The sequence below is a fragment of the Pseudomonas fluorescens genome (assembly GCF_902497745.1).
Lineage (GTDB): Bacteria > Pseudomonadota > Gammaproteobacteria > Pseudomonadales > Pseudomonadaceae > Aquipseudomonas > Aquipseudomonas fluorescens_BM.
In genome coordinates this window covers 241,436-259,614 of record NZ_CABVHJ010000001.1, presented here as the reverse complement: position 1 = coordinate 259,614, position 18,179 = coordinate 241,436, and the positions used below count along the sequence as shown (strand labels likewise).

The window sequence follows — 18,179 nt, the reverse complement described above, 5'->3', positions numbered from 1 at the left end:
CCGAAGGTCTAGTAAAAAGTGGTCAATTCTAGCGCTTTAACATCGCGCGTATATCGGCCAATGCGTTGTTGCCGCGCACGGCTTTGACTTCGGTCGGTGTGTCGTCGTTGCCTTCCCAGGCCAGATCGTCCGGCGGCAGCTCATCGAGGAAGCGGCTCGGCGCGCAGTCGATGATCTCGCCGTACTGCTTGCGCTTGGCGGCGAAGGTGAAGGCCAGGGTCTGGCGCGCGCGGGTGATGCCCACGTAGGCCAGGCGGCGTTCTTCTTCGATGGTGTCGGCTTCGATGCTGGAGCGGTGCGGGAGGATTTCCTCTTCCATGCCCATGATGAACACGTAGGGGAATTCCAGGCCCTTGGACGCATGCAGCGTCATCATCTGCACGCCTTCGGCGCCATCCTCTTCTTCCTGCTGACGTTCGAGCATGTCGCGCAGGACCAGTTTGCCGATGGCGTCCTCGACGGTCATCTCACCTTCTTCGTCCTTCTCGAGGGTGTTTTTCAACGCCTCGATCAGGAACCAGACGTTGCTCATCCGGTAGTCGGCAGCCTTGTCGCTGGAGCTGTTGGTGCGCAGCCAGTTCTCGTAGTCGATGTCCATGACCATGCTGCGCAGTGCCGAGATCGGGTCTTCGCCGGCGCACTGCTCGCGCACTTTGTCCATGAAACGCTTGAAGCGCGCCAGGCGATCGGTGAAGCGGCTATCCAGATGCTCGCCCAGACCGATTTCGTCGGTGGCGGCGTACATCGAGATCTTGCGCTCGGTGGCGTAGTTGCCGAGTTTTTCCAGGGTGGTCGAGCCGATTTCCCGGCGCGGCACGTTGATCACTCGCAGGAAGGCGTTGTCGTCATCCGGATTCACGATCAGGCGGAAGTAGGCCATCAGGTCTTTCACCTCCTGACGGCCGAAGAAGCTGTTGCCGCCGCTCAGGCGGTACGGCACCTGATGGTGCTGCAGCTTCAGCTCGATCAGCTTGGCCTGATAGTTACCGCGATAAAGGATGGCGAAATCGCTGTAGGGGCGGTCGGTGCGCAAGTGCAGGCTGAGGATTTCCATGGCCACGCGCTCGGCTTCGGCGTCCTCGTTACGGCAGCGGATCACGCGGATCTCGTCGCCGTGGCCCATCTCACTCCACAGTTGCTTTTCGAATTCGTGCGGGTTGTTCGAGATCAGCACGTTGGCGCAGCGCAGGATGCGACTCGTCGAGCGGTAGTTCTGCTCGAGCATCACCACTTTCAAGGACGGATAGTCGTCCTTGAGCAGCATCAGGTTTTCCGGCCGCGCGCCGCGCCAGGCGTAGATCGACTGGTCGTCGTCGCCTACCACGGTGAACTGGTTGCGCTTGCCGATGAGCATTTTTACCAGCAGGTATTGGCTGGCGTTGGTGTCCTGGTATTCGTCGACCAGCAGGTAGCGCACCTTGTTCTGCCACTTTTCGAGAATGTCGGCGTGTTCTTCGAAAAGCTTTACCGGCAGCAGGATCAGGTCGTCGAAGTCCACCGCGTTGAACGCTTTCAGCGTGCGCTGATAGTGGGTGTAGACGATGGCGGCAGTCTGTTCCTTGGGATTACGCGCGTTCTCCAGCGCCTGAGGCGGCAGGATCAGGTCGTTTTTCCAGGCGCCGATCATGTTCTTGATCTCGTCGACGCCGTCGTCGCCCGCATATTCCTTCTGCATGATGTCGGTCATCAGGGCTTTTACATCGGTCTCGTCAAAAATCGAGAAACCGGGTTTGTAGCCCAACCGCACGTGTTCCTTGCGGATGATGTTCAGACCGAGGTTGTGGAAGGTGCAGACGGTCAGACCGCGACCTTCGCCGGCGCGCAACAGGGTGCCGACCCGTTCTTTCATCTCGCGCGCGGCCTTGTTGGTAAAGGTCATGGCGACGATGTACTGGGCGCGGATGCCGCAGTTCTGGATCAGGTGCGCGATTTTGCGCGTGATCACGCTGGTCTTGCCGGAGCCAGCACCGGCGAGCACCAATAGAGGGCCGCCGACGTAGTTCACGGCTTCTTGCTGCCGGGGATTGAGTCGGGACATACGAAAATTCGGGAGTCGTTGACGAAATGGGCCGGCATTTTAACAGGCTCAGAGAATTGTGCTGCTCTCTCCGACTTGTGACGTACCACGCGATCCAAATTTGCCGGTTTTGTTACTTTCGCGGAGGATGCGCGGTGATTTTGCGGCTAATGTACTCATTCGTGACACAAAATAACGTTTTGATAACCGTTGTCATTTGGTCATTGAACATCGCAACGGCATAATGCCCCGCCCACATCTTTGCAGAGTCTAGGGAGCTAGCTTGTCTACGCCTGTCGAACCCTTGCGTTTGCTGCTACTGGCCGAAGAGCCAGCGTGGACAGCGTTATTGCGCGAGTGTCTGGCTCCGATGGGGAGCGCGGCGGTGCTGATCAGTGCGCCGAGCTGGGACTCGGTCAGCAGTTTGTTCGAAGACAACCGCCATGCGGTGTTGTTGACCATTCCTGCTTTGCAGCCAGCTCCGGGCCGTTGCAGCCTGCCGACGGTGTTGCTGCTGGAACACGAGCCGGACACAGCGCCGGTTGGCGTCAGCGACTGGCTGGTGTTCGATGCCCTCGACGCCGGCATGCTGCGCCGTTGCCTGCGCCATGTGCGCGAACGCGGCGTTCTCGAAAATACCCTGCAACGCCTCGCCGAACAGGATCCGTTGACCGGCATCGCTAATCGCCAGGGTTTTCAGACCTTGCTCGCCGCGCGCCTCGCGGAAAACGACGGGCGCGGCCTGGCCCTCGGGCATCTCGATCTCGATAACTTCCGCCACGCCAACGACGCCCTCGGTCATCAGGCGGGCGATCGCTTGATCCTGCAAGTGGTCGCACGGCTGAAAAGCCAGCTGGAGGCCGGCGATCAGCTGGCGCGTCTCGGCAGCGACGAATTTGCCCTGCTGATCGACACCCGGCGTGCACCGCAGCGCGCCGAGTGGATGGCCGAACGCATTACCGAAGCGCTCGCCGAGCCGTATTGGGTGGATGGTGAAAGCCTGCTGATCGGCTCCAGCCTCGGCATCGCTCACGCCCGGGCGCAGGGCGGCGCCGACCCGCTGATGTGGCACGCGCACATTGCCATGCAGCAAGCCAAGAGCACCCAGGGCTGCACCTTTCATATCTTCAACGAACGCATCAACCGCAACGCGCGAAGCATGGCTGACCTCGAAAGCGAGCTGCGCCGGGCCTTGCGTCGCGATGAGCTGGAGCTGCATTACCAGCCCCGTCTGAACATGCAGGATGGCCAGATTGTCGGCCTCGAAGCCTTGGTGCGCTGGCGTCACAGCGAGCGCGGTTTGCTGCCGCCGAGTGAATTCGTGCCACTGGCCGAGCAGAGTGGTTTGATCGTGCCATTGGGTTACTGGGTGATTTCCCGGGCCCTGCGCGATATGCAGGCGTTGCGTGAACGCGGGTTGCCGGCGCTGCACATGGCGATCAACTTGTCGTTCCGCCAGTTTCAGGACAGTCAGTTGTTGCCGACGTTGAGCCGGTTGATTGCCGAACGTGGCGTTGAAGCGCAATGGCTGGAATTCGAACTGACTGAAACCGCCGTAATGCGTCGTAGCGATCTGGTCAAGCAGACCATGGACGCCCTCGGCCGTCTCGGCGTGCGCTTTTCGCTGGATGACTTCGGTACCGGGTTTTCCTCGTTCGTGCACCTCAACAGCCTGCCGATCACTTTGCTGAAGATCGACAAAAGCTTTGTCGGTGGCATGGAGCAGCGCGAGGAGAACCGCAAACTGGTGCACGCGATGATCAATCTCGCGCACAACCTGCATCTGGAAGTGGTCGCGGAAGGGGTCGAGACGCCGGAGCAGCTGGAATTGCTGCGCGGGTTTGGCTGCGATCAGGTGCAGGGTTATCTGATCAGCCGGCCGTTGCCGTTGGCGGAACTGGTTGAATATCTGACCTTCGGCTCAAGCCAACAGCCAGCCCTCGAAATCGTAAGCTGAACACATAACCCTGTGGGAGTGAGCCTGCTCGCGAAGGCTGCGACACATTCAACTCATATGTGTCAGTTACACCGCTTTCGCGAGCAAGCTCGCTCCCACAGGGGGGCTCATTCAGGCTGCGGGATGTTGAAGCCCTGAGATTGCGGCTCCAGCCAAATCATCCGCTTCATCTTCCACTCGAACGCCAGCGTCAAACTCACCGCCGCACATGCCAGGCCCAGCGCCAGCCCCCACCAGACACCCGTCGGCCCCCAGTTCAAGTGAAACGCCATCCACCACGCCGCTGGCGCACCAATCAGCCAATAGCAGCCGAGCCCGACCAGAAATGTGGTCTTCGCATCCTTCAGCCCTCGAATGCAGCCCATGGCAATCGTCTGCGTGCCGTCGAACAGTTCGAACCACGCCGCCACCGCCAGCAGGCTCACCGCGAGGCGAATCACCTCGGCAAACGCCGGATCGTTGTGATCGAGGAACAACCCGACCAACTGATTCGGCAACAGCCAGAACACCATGGCGAAACCCAGCATGACCACGGCGCCAAAGACGATCCCGACCCGCCCGGACATCCGTGCATCGCTCAATTGACCGGCGCCGTAATGCTGGCCGACGCGCATGGTGATTGCGTACGACATACCCGCCGGCACCATGAACGCCACCGAGACGATTTGCAGAGCAATCTGGTGCGCACCCAATTGCGTGCTGCCCATGGTGCCCATGCACAGCGCCGCGAAGGCGAACAAACCGACCTCCACCGCGTAGGTGCCGCCAATTGGCAGGCCGAGGCGCCACAGCTCTTTCAGGTACTGACGGTTCGGCCGCGACAGGCCCGCGCGCAGCGGATAAGCGTCATACGCCGGATGCCGACGGATATGCCAGGCCAGCGCCAACGCCATGCAGTTGGCAACAATTGCCGTGACCAGGCCGATCCCCGTCAGGCCCATTTTCGGCAGGCCGAACATGCCGGTGATCAGCGCGTAATTAAGCAGGAAGTTGGCCACCGTGCCGGCCAGGCTGATGACCATCACCGGTGTCGCCCGGCCAATTGCGCTGGTAAAACCGCGCAAAGCCATGAAGCTCAGGTAGCCGGGTAGGGCGAAGGGCAGGGCAATCAGGAATTGCCCGGCAGCGTTGACGTTGGTTTCGGTCTGGCCGAACAACAGCAACACCGGTTTCAGATTCCACAGCAACAACCCGGCGCCCAGCGCCATCAGCCACGCCAGCCACAGGCCAGCCTGAGTCAGCCGTGCGGCGCCAATGATGTCGCCGGCGCCTTTGCGAATCGCCACCAGTGTGCCGACTGCCGCAATCACGCCGATGCAGAAAATCGATACGAACGAGTAAGTCGCCGCACCGAGACCGCCGCCCGCGAGCGCTTCGGGACTCAGGCGGGCCATCATTAAAGTGTCAGTCAGCACCATCAACATGTGCGCCAACTGTGAAGCAATCAACGGCCCTGCCAGCCGCAGAATGGCCCAGAGTTCGGTACGCACAGGATGCTGCATGGTCATCACCACTCGATTTCAGAGGGAACAGGAGACCGTCGATTCTCGGCGCTTGGCAGGCTTTGCACAAAGGGATAAAAAGGATGGGTGGCATGATTAAAACTCATCTTGAGCAGTTATCGTCAGACTGGCTGCATCCCGCTATAGGAGCTTTATGTATGTCTCGTCGTCTTCCTCCCTTGTATGCCCTGCGCGCATTTGAAGCGGCGGCACGGCACAGTTCGTTCACCCGTGCGGCGGAAGAGTTGTCGATCACCCAGAGCGCAGTCAGTCGGCATATTCGAACGCTGGAAGATCATTTCGCTTGCCGGCTATTCCATCGCAGCGGTCGCAACCTCCAACTGACCGAGGCCGCTCGCTTGTTGTTGCCCGGCATCCGCGAAGGCTTCACGGCGCTGGAACGTGCCTGTAATACCTTGCGCGCTGAAGATGACATCCTGCGCATGAAAGCCCCGTCGACCTTGACCATGCGTTGGTTGCTGGCACGGCTCAGTCGCTTCCGCCACTTGCAGCCGGGCAACGAAGTGCAACTGACCAGCGCCTGGATGGATGTCGATTCGGTGGACTTCAACGATGAGCCGTTTGATTGCGCGGTGTTGCTGAGTGACGGGCATTTTCCGCCGGACTGGGAGGCGAGCCTGCTCTTTCCTGAAGAGCTGATTCCGGTGGGTGCGCCGAACCTGCTGAATGATCAGCCATGGGATTTGGCCCGGCTGGCGTCCACCGAATTGCTCCATCCGACCCCGGATCGGCGTGACTGGCGCAGTTGGCTGGAACACATGGGGCTGTCCGATCAGGTGTCGCTCAAGGGCGGACAGGTGTTCGATACCCTCGAGTTAGGGATGATCGCCGCGGCGCGCGGTTATGGTGTGTCGATGGGCGACCTGTTGATGGTCGCCGAAGATGTGGCGCAGGGAAGACTTAGCCTGCCGTGGCCGACCGCCGTCGCCAGCGGACTGAATTATTATCTGGTGTGGCCAAAAACCCGTCCGGGAGGTGAACGTTTGCGCCGCCTCAGCGACTTCCTGCAAGGCGAAGTCCGCGCCATGGAACTTCCGGATGTAACACGCTTGAGCTGAAACGTTCGAGCCGCCACAATGCCGGCCTTGTGCCATAACCCTGCTGCTCGCTCAAGTATTCGGCTTTACCGCCGAATACGTGCATGTGGAACCGTCGTGCCGGTATCCACGATTCACCCCCACTATTAAAAATTATCCGAGCTGCGATCAAGGAGGATCGGAAAGTTCGGCCAGGAGCTGTCATGTCTCAACCTCGCGCTCGGATCGCCTCACAGTTAGGCCTCGCCCTCGCCGTGATACTGGCGATAGTTATCAGTGGCAGTACGGTGTTCGCCCTGCGTTCGCTGGATTCCGCCAACCTTGCCACCCGTGAAGAGCATCTGGCCAGTGAGGCGCGGCTGCTGGCCGACCAATTGAGCACCTTTCACGGCACGCTGCGTGAAAGCACCCAGCGGCTCAGCGGGTTGTTTGAGAAGCGCTTTAGCGCGGGTCTGAGCATTCATCCAAGTGAACCGGTGACGGTGGCCGGCACCCAGACCCCGGGCCTGCACCTGGGCAGCGAAGTGTTGAACAACAACTTCAAGGAAGTCGACGAGTTCAAGCAGATGACCGCCGGCGTCGCCACGCTGTTCGTGCGCAGCGGCGAAGACTTCGTCCGGGTCAGCACCTCGCTGACCAAGCAGGACGGCACTCGCGCCATCGGCACCTTGCTCGACCACGCGCACCCGGCGTACGCGAAGTTGATGGCGGGGCAGAGCTATGTCGGCCGCGCGTTGCTGTTCGATCGTTCCTACATGACCCAATACACCCCGGTGCGCGATGGCAGCGGCAAGGTGATTGCGGTGCTGTTCGTCGGCTTCGATTACACCGATGCGCAGAACGCCCAGTTCGACAACCTCAAGCGCTTCCGTATCGGCCAGACTGGTTCGCTGGCGCTGCTCGATGAGCAGAGCAAATGGCTTGTTGCACCGGCAGGTGTACAGGCGCTTGATCAAGCGATTCCAGTGATCAAGGATCTGGCGAAATCGCCGGGCAAAGGTCAGTTCTGGGGCGACAAGTCCGAAGATTTCTACAGCGTCGCGGTGCCGTTTGATGGTGGCCCGTGGTCGGTGGTAGCAAGCATGCCGAAAGCCGAAATCCGCGCAGTGACGTGGAGCGTCGGTACGCAACTGGCGATCGGCAGTCTGTTGGCGATGCTGCTGGCGGTCGGTTCCGTGGTCTGGTTGCTGCGTAGCAAACTGGCGCCACTGAGCGATCTCGTCCGTCAGGCGGAAGCCTTGGGCGCCGGTGATCTGAGCGTGCGCCTGAACGTGTCGAGCAACGACGAAATCGGTCAGTTGTCCCGCGCGTTCAACCAGATGAGCCAGGCGCTGTCGACCATGGTCGAGCACATCCGCCGCTCTTCGGAAGAGGTCAACAGCCGTGCCCAGGCCCTGTCCGGTTTGTCCGGCGGTGCCTATGAAGGCATGGAGCAACAGTCCGGGGAAATCACCAGCATGGCCGGCGCAGTGGAAGAGTTCAGCGCGACCTCGCTGAACATTGCCGACAACATGGGCGCGACCCAGCGTCTGGCGCAGGAAAACGCCCAGCAAACCCAGATTGGCCGCAGCTCGATGGAAGAAGCGTCGTCCTCGCTGGAGCAAATCGCTGGCGCCCTGAACAGCACCGCCACCGTGATCAACACCCTCGGTCAGCGTTCGCAGGAAATTGGCGGCATCGTTGGCGTGATTACTTCGATTGCCGAGCAAACCAACTTGCTGGCGCTCAACGCAGCGATCGAAGCGGCCCGCGCCGGCGAACAAGGTCGCGGCTTTGCCGTGGTAGCCGATGAAGTGCGCAGCCTGGCCTCGCGTACCCGCCAGGCGACTGATGAAATTTCCAGCATGATCCACAGCATCCAGCAGGAAACCGGCAACGCGATCAGCACCATGGAGCAGGGCAATGTGCTGATGCAGGAAGGCTTGTCGCGCAACGCCAACGTGGCGTCGGCGCTGGCGCGTATTGACGAGCAGAGCCGATCGGCGGGGCAGCAGTTTGCCGCGATTACCACGGCGACTCAGGAGCAGAGCAGCACCGCAACATTGTTGAGCAGCAATTTGCAGAGTATTGCGTTGGCCAACAGTGAGCAGCGTGAGGTTGTGTCGAATCTGGCGGTGACTGCTAAAGAGCTGGAGAAGCTGGCGGCGGATTTGCGTTCCGAGGTTGATCGCTTCCGTTGATACAGCCTTGATATAGCTTTCGCGAGCAAGCTCGCTCCCACTGTTTCCGAGGTAGCTCACAAATCGTGTGAACAACCGAAAAACCTGTGGGAGCGAGCTTGCTCGCGAAGGCAACGCCGCCGATCCATGGCAAATCACCCTCTATGTCTATCTTCTCTACTTGCTGAAACGTTTCCGCAGCGCTATAAAAATGGCACAACTCCAATAAAGGCTGCTGCCATGACCCCGCTCAAACTCGCCGTCGCCCTCGGCGCATTCACTGCTGCTTCCCACGCCATGGCTTGGGATTACGTCCTTCTCGATACCAACAAGCCCGCGCAAAACTGGACCATCACCAGTGAACAGCTCGGCGTGAAAACCGACAAACCCTTCTCCGTCAGCCTGCGTACCTTGCACGGTGGGCGCCAGGAAGGCGTCAGCATCGTTGATATCGATAACGGCACAATGAAACTCTCGGTGGTGCCGACCCGTGGCATGAACGTCTTGCAAGCCTCTGTCGGCAACGTACGCATGGGTTGGGATTCGCCGGTCAAGGACGTGGTCAACCCGGCCTTTATCGAACTTAACGGACGCGGTGGGCTGGGCTGGCTGGAAGGCTTCAACGAGCTGGTGACCCGCTGCGGTTACGAGTGGGTCGGCCATCCCGGTATGGACAATGGTGAATTGCTGACCCTGCACGGCCGCGCCGCCAACATCCCGGCCAGTACCGTCACCCTGCACATCGACGAAAAGCCCCCCTACGCCATCAGCCTGCGTGGCGAGCTGAAAGAACAGGCCTTCAAGAAAGTCGACTTCTCGGTCATCACTGAACTGGTCACCGAGCCCGGCAGCGTGCGCTTCGCACTCAACGATACGCTGACCAACAACGGTGATTATCCAAAGGAATACCAAGCGCTGTATCACAGCAATTTCAGTACGCCGTTCCTTGAGCAGGGCGCCCGTTTTGCTGCGCCGGTAAAACAAGTGTCGCCGTTCAACGACAAGGCCAAGGGTGATCTGGCCGACTGGCAGACCTATCGCGCGCCGACCAAGGACTACGACGAAACCGTCTATAACGTCGTGCCTTACGCCGACGCCAAAGGCGAAACCCTGACTGTTCTGCATAACAAGGCAGGCAGCCTCGGTGTTTCTGTCGGCTTCAATACCCAGCAGTTGCCGGTGTTCTCCCTGTGGAAAAACACCGATACGCAAGGGCAGGGCTATGTCACGGGGCTGGAGCCGGGCACCAGTTTTTCCTACAACCGTCGCTATCAGCGTCCGCTGAATCTGGTGCCGACCATTGCACCGAAGGAACACAAACAATTCCAGATCAGCTACAGCCTGCTTGCAGACAAGGGCGCCGTGGATAACGCTTTGAAGCGCGTGACCGAAATTCAGGCGGGGCGCGAGACCGAAGTGCGGCAGACGCGGTTGGTTGATCTGACCGAACATTAAGGTGTCGCCGGCCGGTATTGCAGCGCCTCTGCCAAGTGTTCGCGTTTGATTGCATCGACTTGCTCAAGGTCTGCCAGAGTGCGGGCGACCTTGAGTAGCCGGTGTGCCGAGCGCAGCGATAGCGTCAGCCTTTCACAGGCTGATTCCAACCATTTCTCATCGGCTGTGGATAACTTGCAGTGTTTTTTCAGTCCTGGCAGATCGAGAAATGCATTGGCACAGCCTTGACGCTTTTGCTGTCGTTCGCGAGCTTCGGCCACCAACGCTGCGGCGCTGGCGCTGTCTTCTCCAGGCTTCACCTGCGGGTTCAACGCCGTCGCTTCCCGCGCCACCGTCAGGTGCAGATCAATCCGATCCAGCAAAGGCCCCGATAGCTTGTTGCGATAGCGCTGCACCATGTCCGGTGTGCACGAGCACTTGCCGCTTGGCTCGCCAAGATATCCACAAGGGCAAGGATTCATCGCCGCGACCAACTGGAAACGTGCCGGAAAGCGCACGCGATCCTTCGCCCGGGCTATGACGATATGTCCGGACTCCAAAGGCTCGCGTAAAACCTCCAATACCTTGCGATCAAACTCCGGCAGCTCATCGAGAAACAGCACGCCATGGTGGGCGAGGGTGATCTCACCGGGTTGCGGTTTCGAACTGCCGCCGACCAGTGCCGGCCCGGAGGCAGAGTGGTGCGGTTGACGGAAGGGACGCTGCGGCCAATGGGTCAGTGGTGCGCCACTGGCGACGGACTGAATCGCCGCCACCTCCAGTGCTTCACTCTCGGCCAGCGGTGGCAACAGTCCCGGTAATCGACTGGCCAGTAATGTCTTACCCGTTCCCGGCGGCCCACTAAACAGCAGGTTATGGGCACCCGCAGCAGCAATCAGCAATGCCCGTTTCGCCGCCACTTGCCCCTGCACTTCATTCAAGTCGGGATAAGGCTTGCTGGCATGCATCAGTCCGTCGGAGACATAGGGCTCAACCGGCGTATGCCCATTGAAATGCGCCACCGCCTCCAGCAAATGATCCACCGCAAACACCTTCAACCCCGAAGCCAGGCAGGCCTCCTCGGCATTCGCCCGCGGCACCACCAGCGCACGACCCGCCTTGCGCGCGGCCAACGCTGCCGGCAACACCCCGCGCACCGCCCTTACTGCGCCGGACAATGCCAACTCTCCCAGACATTCCACATCGTCCAGCGTCAGACACGGCACCTGCACACTCGCCGACAGAATCCCCAAGGCAATCGCCAGATCAAACCGCCCGCCATCCTTGGGCAGATCCGCCGGCGCCAGATTCAAAGTGATCCGCCGCGCCGGAAACTGCAGCCCGGAATTGATGATCGCGCTGCGCACCCGATCCTTGCTCTCCTTCACCGCCGCCTCGGGCAGACCGACCATGGTCAGCGACGGCAGACCGTTGGCCAGATGAACTTCGACGGTAACAGCGGGGGCTTCCACGCCAATCTGGGCGCGGCTGTGGACGATGGAGAGGGACATGGTCGTTCCTTGAGCTGAATCGGGGGCCGCTTCCTGCGGGTTTTTGGAAGGGTAGTCGGGGGAGAGGGCGTTGGTCGGACAGTTTTAAGGGCGAACCTTCACTGGATGTTGCTGAAGACACTAATTCTCAGGCATAAAAAAACCGCCTGTCAGGCGGTCATTTTTGCGGTACTCAGGTTCCACCACCGGCGAGCCAACCATCGGGCTCCATTTCCTTGCCATAGGTCGCGGCCACTTTCAGAAAATGCCGCTGACTGGCTGAAACTCTGTCCGGTAATCCGAGTGCCTCGGTACCCGGTTTGGAAACCCGTGCCGGTTGGGTTTTCTGTTTCTTCTGCTTCATAAACACCTCACGTGCCGGGATGCTTGATTCGATCTTATTGGTCGTCCAATGGAAAGACAAGGCGACCGGTTGTATCAAAATAAAATCCCAGCGTTTGATAGTAAGGGATGGCACCTGAATCTGGCTCTTGTACTTCGATTTGCGTGCACCCCAGCTTCCGGGCGTAGAACTCTGTTGTCAGCAATGCCATCGGAGCGATCCAGCCCCGCAAGGTATTCGTCTTGCAGGTGTGTCCCTGCAAAAGGACGATTTTCATGCAGATCGTGCTTCTTCGCGGCGTTGCGTAGCACAGTCCGCACAGTTCTTCTTCGTACCAGAACGCCAAGTCCAGCCCTTTTGCATCTTTGGTCTTCCAGTCCAAAACAGCGTCCCATGGATACCCAACGGGGCCGGTCCACTGGTGGAATGCGTTGATTGCTACTGGAGTAATCGGATCGATCCTGAGTGATAGAGCATCAACTCCAGCTGCCAGGGCTTCTGGGTCCATGGACATTGTTTGATGTGCGAGTTTTCGGGATTCAGATTTGAGTGTCTGATTTCGAAGTTCGGTACCTTTGCCTTTTCTTCGCATCGTCTTGTTCTGTGGGATCAATCTGCAGACGATATCGAAGGCATTGATGCTTACGTAATCAGACGTAGGGGACGGTCCTCGTAGGACTGTGCTTGCGTTAGTGAAGGACGTTGGAGATGGCCAGTTCAGGGGGTGAGAGGGCGGAGAGGCAATACTTTATACCGGCATGGATGAGGGTTTTGCGCTGCTCTCGATCGTAAATGAGCTTTGACTCCTGAGCGGTACTGAAGGATCCTCACGTTCGAGGACTGCAACTGCGCATTCGTCGGGACTGGGCACCAGCAAAAGCTCCCCCGCATTTTTGGCAGCAGAGAAAGCTGGTTTCTCTGAAGTAGTGACGACGGGCTAGCCTGTCGGATTCTGAACCCAAGGCCGTGAAGTCAGGAGCTAAAGAATCGCTGCGACTATTCCTCCGAACAAAAAAAGGCGTCCTATGGACGCCTTTTTTATTTTTCACTCAGGACCTTCTACCGGCCAGCGCGCCGCTTGGCTCAAGCGCTGGCCCACATGTAACAGCAACTTCAATAAATCGCCGTTGGTTGGCTGACATATCCCCAGCCAAACGGAGTGCTTCGAGGTGCAAATCAACAATCTGAAATAGCTTTTCCTTCCTCTTCTTATCCTTCACAGATACCTCCATTTTGATGGGCGTATTTCGTTTGCCAATGTAATGACATGCGTAAGGGCTGCGTAACTGGGCGCAGACTCTGATGTTTGTAGGGCTATGCCCTAATAGTTGTAGGACGTCGGCGAAAGGGTTTCGACGGTCTTGTATCGCGGAGTCGGATGCTCCAGTTTGGCCACTCAATGCAGCCTCTGGAGGCGAAAAATGGACCGCAATGGTATGCGCCCGATTCATCCGGGCGAGGTTCTGAATAAGGAATTCATGGAGCCGTTGGGCATGACTGTCATGGATCTGGCCATGCCCACGAAATGGCCCGAAAGTGAGATCGAAAAGCTTGTGAAATGCCAGCTCGGGATCTGCGCCGATCTGGCAATCAGCCTTGCCACTTATCTCAACACTACGCCTGAGTTCTGGATGAATCTACAATCGACTTACGATTTGCGCAGGGCCCAGCTCCGGCATGCGGGTTTATAGCGATTGCAGCATTCGCGAAGCTCTTTTCCACCATGGCCCCGTCATTGGGCGCTTGGTCTGTTCCCGTTCCACCATCATCTGCGGCACATCTTGTAACCGTATCCACGGCTGGTTATTCCAGTGCAACAAACTCAACGTCATGTCCGGCCAACTGAGCAAGCTGAGGTGTGGGCGTTCGCTTGTGGTGGGGTGTTGGGCGTCGCGCAGGGTGGGGATGACTTGGTGGGTGATCCATTCACGCAGCGCTCGGTATTCGGGGCAGTAGTGGTAGACGAGGAGGGCGTAGATGCCTGATTCGCTGATCAGCAGGGTGTTTTCGATCTGGTTGTGGATCAAGGTTTTGTGGGTTTGGTATTGGTCTGGGTCGAGTTTTCGCAGCATTCGTTCATTGAGGTAGATGTGCAGCAGGCGGCTCAGGTCTCGGGCGCAGAACCAGGGTTGGTTCTGGATGAGGAGGGCGTGGAGGGGGAGTTTGTGGCGGGTGAAGATGTTAGGTGTCAGGTAGTTTTCGTCCATGGTTCAGTTCTCGAATTCAAGTGAAGAAAACTGCTTCTGTTCGTCGCCAAACGAAAAGGGTGGCAGCTAAGCGCGGGTTGGCGAACCGGTGAATTCGAAACCGGCAGACCCTGAGGTCTCCCACGCAAAGCCGCCATAACTCGTTGAGAGAAAAAACCTCTCTGTGAATTTAGTTGCATTGCGTCAAATTCGATCCAGGTCGCCAAACCCGCTGCTGAATATTCAGCATCGGGTGAGCTTAGAAACCTGGGCTTTTCGGCGCAATCGGACGGCGGTCATTCAGGTTGTAGGACGTTGCCGGGATGGTTGAAGGGCTGGAGATCAAAAGATCGCAGCCTTCGGCAGCTCTTACAGGGGGCGCGCGTTATTCGGCGGGCGGTGTCAGCTTGGCTTCCATCTCGGCGACTTTGGCTTCGAGGCTTTCGAGGCGGGCGCGAGTACGCGCCAACACAACCATCTGGCTATCAAACTCTTCACGGCTGACCAGATCGAGTTTGCTGAAGGCACTTTGCAGCAGCATCTTGAACTGGCTTTCGATTTCGGCTTTTGGCAGCGGGGTGTCGCCGCTGAACAGGCGGGAGGCGGTGCCGCTCAGGGCGTCGAGGAAGTCTTTGGGCGCGAGCATGGTGGATGTCCTGGAAACAATGGCCGGCAGTGTATCACGCAGTGTCTATAGTCAATCTCGTGGTCAGGGATGCACGCTTTTCGCGCAGGCGGACGGACGGCGACGCACCGTTGTTGTGCGTATCCGCTGTGCCTTCTGCACGGGATGGCTTGCGGCAGCGGCCAAGGGATTGAAATCAGGGGATTTTGGCGAGATGGCAAGCTTTCTGCTTAGTCACCTTCGACCCATGCACTGATGCAGTCGCTGTGACGAATGCAGTGCGGCAGACGGAGCGGGGAGTTTCGTCGGCAGCGGTTAGCTGGCGTCAGTCGGGCAGGTACGGCCGACGATGCGTTACAAAGCCAGGCACTGCGCTTAGACTTGAGTCGGGTTTGTTTTCCTGGGGCAAGTCCACCAATTCGGGAGAGAGTTTTCATGAAGCTAGTCACTGCCATCATCAAGCCGTTCAAGTTGGACGACGTGCGCGAGTCGCTGTCCGAAATCGGCGTGCAGGGCATTACCGTTACTGAAGTCAAAGGCTTCGGCCGGCAGAAGGGTCACACCGAGCTGTATCGCGGCGCGGAATATGTGGTCGATTTTCTGCCCAAGGTGAAAATCGACGTGGCCATCGACGACAAGGATCTGGATCGGGTTATCGAGGCGATAACCAAAGCGGCCAACACCGGCAAGATCGGTGACGGCAAGATCTTCGTGGTCAATCTGGAACAGGCGATTCGCATCCGTACCGGCGAAACCGATACCGACGCGATTTAAACGCCGCCACAAACCCCAACGCCCCAGGAGAAAACAATATGACTCTGCGTAAATTCGCAGGGCTAGGAGCCCTGTTGTCCATCGTAATGCCAAGCCTTGCAATGGCGGCAGACGAAGTGGCGGCCCCGGTCCTCAATTCCGGCGACACTGCCTGGATGCTCACCTCGACAGCCCTCGTGCTGTTCATGACCATCCCCGGCCTGGCGCTGTTCTACGGCGGCATGGTTCGCTCGAAAAACATTCTTTCCGTGATGATGCAGTGCTTCGCCATTACCGGTCTGATCAGCATCCTGTGGGTCATTTATGGCTACAGCATTGCGTTCGACACCACCGGCATGGAGCAGGGCGTCGTCAACTTCAACTCGTTCTTCGGCGGCATGGGCAAGGCGTTCCTTGCCGGTGTCACGCCTTCGAGCCTGACCGGCCCAGCGGCTTTGTTCCCTGAGGCGGTGTTCATCACCTTCCAGATGACCTTCGCGATCATCACCCCGGCGCTGATCGTCGGTGCGTTCGCCGAGCGGATGAAGTTCTCCGCGATGCTGATCTTCATGGGCATCTGGTTCACCCTGGTTTATGCACCGATCGCGCACATGGTCTGGTCCGGCAACGGCGGCCTGATGTGGGACTGGGGCGTACTCGACTTCGCCGGCGGCACCGTGGTGCACATCAACGCCGGTGTCGCCGGTCTGATTGCCTGCCTGGTATTGGGCAAGCGTAAAGGCTTCCCGACCACCCCGATGGCTCCGCACAACCTCGGTTACACCCTGATGGGCGCGGCGATGCTGTGGGTCGGCTGGTTCGGCTTCAACGCCGGTTCCGCTGCGGCGGCCAACGGCACCGCCGGCATGGCGATGCTGGTCACTCAGATCGCTACTGCTGCTGCGGCACTGGGCTGGATGTTTGCCGAGTGGGTTACCCACGGCAAGCCAAGTGCACTGGGCATCGCTTCGGGTGTGGTTGCCGGTCTGGTAGCAATCACTCCGGCTGCCGGCACCGTGGGCCCGATGGGCGCGCTGGTGATTGGTCTGGCGGCGGGCGTAGTGTGCTTCTTCTGCGCTACCACGCTGAAACGCAAACTCGGTTATGACGATTCCCTGGACGCCTTCGGCGTACACGGTATCGGCGGTATCCTCGGCGCGATCCTCACCGGTGTGTTCGCAGCTCCGGCTCTGGGTGGCTTCGGCACCGTGACCGATATCGGTGCGCAAGTGTGGATTCAGGTCAAAGGTGTGGGCTTCACGGTGATCTACACCGCGATCGTCACCTTCATCATCCTCAAGGTACTCGACGCTGTGATGGGTCTGCGTGTGACCGAAGAAGAAGAGTCGGTCGGCCTTGATCTGGCACAACACAACGAACGCGGCTACAACCTGTAAGTACGCGCATTAAAAAATTTGCCCGGTTCGCCGGGCATTTTTTTGTCCGGAATTTGTCATTCAGAGAGCAGCTGAAAGGATTTTTCGTACTGCTTTGGTCGTGTTTACGACGGGCGTTTTTCTGCGGCCAATGGCTTACATGATTGCAGGAATATTAGGGCCTTTGTTTTTTCCCAGAGCGCGCTAGAATGCGCCCCGAACGTGCGGAGAACTGTATGTGGCAACAGACTCTGATAACCCTGCGGGCACGGCCCCGGGGCTTTCATCTGGTAACGGACGAGTTACTCGCTGGCCTGCCTGAACTCAGGGAGTGCCGGGTCGGTCTGTTGCATTTGTGGCTGCAGCATACCTCGGCGTCGTTGACCATCAACGAGAACGCCGATCCGGCGGTACGTCGCGACTTCGAACGATTTTTCAATCGTCTGATCCCACAAGGAACAGACGGCTATGAGCATAACGACGAAGGCCTGGACGACCTCCCGGCGCACTTCAAGGCCAGCGTGCTTGGCTGCCAGATCAGTCTGCCGGTTTCGGCAGGTCGCCTGGCACTGGGGACCTGGCAAGGCGTTTATCTGGGCGAGCACCGTGATCATGGCGGTGCCCGAAAAGTCCTCGCCACCTTGCACGGTGAAGGGGCATAAACCGTTGGTCACCAATGGTTACTGATTTTTTAACGGCGACTTTCGACAGTTGCCAAAGCTGGTCTATAACTAATCTGCTTTTCGCAAGTCATGAGGTAGAACATGAGCGACGATGATCTGGAAAACGACGACCTCGAAGTAGGCGACGAAGACGAGGCCGAGGAAGGTCTGGAAGCAGCAGCGGAAGACGTTGCTGACGACGATGGTGGCGACGATACGCCGGCCCCGGCTGCCAAAGGCAAAGCCAAGGCTGCGGTGTCGGTAGACGAGTTGCCGAGCATTGAAGCCAAGAACAAGGAGCGCGACGCCCTGGCCAAGGCCATGGAAGAGTTCCTGTCGCGCGGCGGCAAGGTTCAGGAAGTGGAGGCCAACGTGGTCGCCGATCCACCGAAGAAGCCAGACAACAAGTACGGCAGCCGCCCTATCTGAGGCGTGCCGCTTGCTTGCTGAAAAAGCCCGCCGTCGCTGCGGGCTTTTTCATGCCTGGAATAAAGGAGCTGAAGTGAATGCAGTTCCCTTGTGGGAGCGAGCTTGCTCGCGAATGCGGTAGGTCATTCAGCATTGCAGTGACTGACCTGACGCTTTCGCGAGCAAGCTCGCTCCCACAGGTTTTGTGG

At 58.8% G+C, this 18,179-nt stretch carries 16 protein-coding genes; 9 read left to right on the top strand and 7 right to left on the bottom strand.

The features are described from left to right. Nucleotides 1–28: 28 nt before the first annotated feature. The gene (rep, locus tag F8N44_RS01265; RefSeq protein ID WP_150649012.1) at nucleotides 29–2,038 is read right to left on the bottom strand and encodes a DNA helicase Rep; all 2,010 of its coding nucleotides are present in this window, start codon (nucleotides 2,036–2,038) and stop codon (nucleotides 29–31) included. A gap of 262 nt (nucleotides 2,039–2,300) precedes the next feature. Here rep and F8N44_RS01260 point away from each other — a divergent pair, with 262 nt between their 5' ends. Continuing rightward, a complete protein-coding gene (locus F8N44_RS01260) occupies nucleotides 2,301–3,974 on the top strand; it encodes a putative bifunctional diguanylate cyclase/phosphodiesterase (protein ID WP_150649011.1) in 1,674 nt (557 codons plus the stop codon). 107 nt (nucleotides 3,975–4,081) lie between these two features. Here the strand turns inward: F8N44_RS01260 and F8N44_RS01255 are convergent, their stop codons facing one another. Beyond that, on the bottom strand, nucleotides 4,082–5,476 hold the full coding sequence (locus tag F8N44_RS01255) for a NorM family multidrug efflux MATE transporter (protein ID WP_150649010.1): 1,395 nt from the start codon (nucleotides 5,474–5,476) through the stop codon (nucleotides 4,082–4,084). A 158-nt stretch (nucleotides 5,477–5,634) separates the two neighbouring features. On the opposite strand from F8N44_RS01255, the gene F8N44_RS01250 reads away from it, so the two are divergent. From F8N44_RS01250 to F8N44_RS01235, 3 genes are all read left to right on the top strand, one after another. Continuing rightward, nucleotides 5,635–6,555: a LysR substrate-binding domain-containing protein gene (locus tag F8N44_RS01250; protein WP_150649009.1), complete on the top strand. Its 921-nt coding sequence runs from the start codon at nucleotides 5,635–5,637 to the stop codon at nucleotides 6,553–6,555. A 182-nt stretch (nucleotides 6,556–6,737) separates the two neighbouring features. Further along, a complete protein-coding gene (locus tag F8N44_RS01240; RefSeq protein WP_064389541.1) occupies nucleotides 6,738–8,714 on the top strand; it encodes a methyl-accepting chemotaxis protein in 1,977 nt (658 codons plus the stop codon). Nucleotides 8,715–8,933: 219 nt separating this feature from the next. After that, nucleotides 8,934–10,148, top strand: a complete 1,215-nt coding sequence (locus F8N44_RS01235) for an aldose 1-epimerase family protein (RefSeq protein ID WP_150649008.1) — start codon at nucleotides 8,934–8,936, stop codon at nucleotides 10,146–10,148. Here F8N44_RS01235 and F8N44_RS01230 read toward each other — a convergent pair. The 3 genes from F8N44_RS01230 to F8N44_RS01225 all read right to left on the bottom strand — a co-directional run bounded on the left by F8N44_RS01230 (nucleotide 10,145) and on the right by F8N44_RS01225 (nucleotide 12,468). Next, nucleotides 10,145–11,638 carry a YifB family Mg chelatase-like AAA ATPase gene (locus F8N44_RS01230; protein ID WP_110718106.1) on the bottom strand — a complete coding sequence of 498 codons (1,494 nt, stop codon included), beginning with the start codon at nucleotides 11,636–11,638 and terminating at the stop codon, nucleotides 10,145–10,147. The two genes, F8N44_RS01235 and F8N44_RS01230, sit on opposite strands and share 4 nt — an antisense overlap. A gap of 172 nt (nucleotides 11,639–11,810) precedes the next feature. Continuing rightward, nucleotides 11,811–11,981: a hypothetical protein gene (locus F8N44_RS31245; RefSeq protein ID WP_171057229.1), complete on the bottom strand. Its 171-nt coding sequence runs from the start codon at nucleotides 11,979–11,981 to the stop codon at nucleotides 11,811–11,813. Between the two features lie 34 nt (nucleotides 11,982–12,015). After that, the gene (locus F8N44_RS01225) at nucleotides 12,016–12,468 is read right to left on the bottom strand and encodes an N-acetyltransferase (protein WP_224794712.1); all 453 of its coding nucleotides are present in this window, start codon (nucleotides 12,466–12,468) and stop codon (nucleotides 12,016–12,018) included. A gap of 913 nt (nucleotides 12,469–13,381) precedes the next feature. On the opposite strand from F8N44_RS01225, the gene F8N44_RS01220 reads away from it, so the two are divergent. Beyond that, nucleotides 13,382–13,651, top strand: a complete 270-nt coding sequence (locus F8N44_RS01220; RefSeq protein ID WP_116254251.1) for a HigA family addiction module antitoxin — start codon at nucleotides 13,382–13,384, stop codon at nucleotides 13,649–13,651. Here F8N44_RS01220 and F8N44_RS01215 read toward each other — a convergent pair. Both F8N44_RS01215 and F8N44_RS01205 read right to left on the bottom strand, forming a co-directional pair. Then, nucleotides 13,646–14,167: a Bro-N domain-containing protein gene (locus F8N44_RS01215; RefSeq protein WP_150649007.1), complete on the bottom strand. Its 522-nt coding sequence runs from the start codon at nucleotides 14,165–14,167 to the stop codon at nucleotides 13,646–13,648. The genes F8N44_RS01220 and F8N44_RS01215 overlap by 6 nt on opposite strands. 364 nt (nucleotides 14,168–14,531) lie before the next feature. Then, on the bottom strand, nucleotides 14,532–14,792 hold the full coding sequence (locus F8N44_RS01205; RefSeq protein WP_007920416.1) for an accessory factor UbiK family protein: 261 nt from the start codon (nucleotides 14,790–14,792) through the stop codon (nucleotides 14,532–14,534). 414 nt (nucleotides 14,793–15,206) lie between these two features. Between F8N44_RS01205 and glnK the strand changes: the two genes are divergently transcribed. The 4 genes from glnK (at nucleotide 15,207) to sutA (ending at nucleotide 17,991) form a co-directional block, all read left to right on the top strand. Then, nucleotides 15,207–15,545 carry a P-II family nitrogen regulator gene (gene glnK, locus F8N44_RS01200; RefSeq protein ID WP_002555808.1) on the top strand — a complete coding sequence of 113 codons (339 nt, stop codon included), beginning with the start codon at nucleotides 15,207–15,209 and terminating at the stop codon, nucleotides 15,543–15,545. 38 nt (nucleotides 15,546–15,583) lie between these two features. After that, the gene (locus F8N44_RS01195; protein ID WP_007920417.1) at nucleotides 15,584–16,921 is read left to right on the top strand and encodes an ammonium transporter; all 1,338 of its coding nucleotides are present in this window, start codon (nucleotides 15,584–15,586) and stop codon (nucleotides 16,919–16,921) included. A gap of 215 nt (nucleotides 16,922–17,136) precedes the next feature. Further along, the gene (locus tag F8N44_RS01190) at nucleotides 17,137–17,562 is read left to right on the top strand and encodes a secondary thiamine-phosphate synthase enzyme YjbQ (RefSeq protein ID WP_007920418.1); all 426 of its coding nucleotides are present in this window, start codon (nucleotides 17,137–17,139) and stop codon (nucleotides 17,560–17,562) included. A 102-nt stretch (nucleotides 17,563–17,664) separates the two neighbouring features. After that, entirely contained in the window at nucleotides 17,665–17,991 is a 327-nt protein-coding gene (gene sutA, locus F8N44_RS01185) for a transcriptional regulator SutA (RefSeq protein WP_007920420.1), read from the top strand. Nucleotides 17,992–18,179 lie beyond the last annotated feature (188 nt).